Consider the following 570-nt stretch of genomic DNA (forward strand, 5'->3'; position numbering starts at 1 on the left):
CGCGCCGCGCGTTGTCAGAGCATCCGCGGTTGCTCTCCCGCACCGTGCGGGACATGGGCACGCCGAATCCATCCGCGCTCTCCCGTGCGGCGCCCGCATGGATGCGCGGCGGCTCGACGACAAGGGGAGGCGAAACGGCGCGGGGCGCCCAATCTCGTGCCGGGGCACCAGCCGAGAGACGATGCGCGTTAACGACGAGAGCCCCCGCCAGGTGGCGGGTTCTAACGGTGGTCGCAACACCCCAGGTTTTGGGAGGTTGCGGCCACCGTGTCATTTCAGGGCGAGTCGGGTGCGGTCGTGCGGGAGTTGTTTCTCCGGCGGTTGAGTGAGGTGGGGAGCGTCACGGTGGTGGCGCGGGAGTTGGGTGTCAATCGCCATACGGGGTTCTCGTGGGCGCGGCAGGCGGGTATGGCTTCGGTGCGTGTGGGCCATCCGGGCAAGGCAGAGTTCGCGCGGTTGCGGGCGGAAGGTAGGAGTCGCCGTGAAGCGGCTGCTGCGGTGGGGATCCATGAGCGGACCGCGAAGGATTGGGATCGCGGTGTCCGCCGGACGATGAACGCGCGGATCTAT

1 protein-coding gene is annotated in these 570 nt (G+C 68.6%); it reads left to right on the forward strand.

The window, feature by feature from the left end:
• Window positions 1-267: 267 nt before the first annotated feature.
• On the forward strand, window positions 268-570 hold a 303-nt coding region (locus DNK89_RS24640; protein WP_153064348.1), incomplete at its 3' end, for a helix-turn-helix domain-containing protein.

Origin of the sequence: Acidovorax sp. ST3, from assembly GCF_003231145.1 — a bacterium.
Lineage (GTDB): Bacteria > Pseudomonadota > Gammaproteobacteria > Burkholderiales > Burkholderiaceae_C > Acidovorax.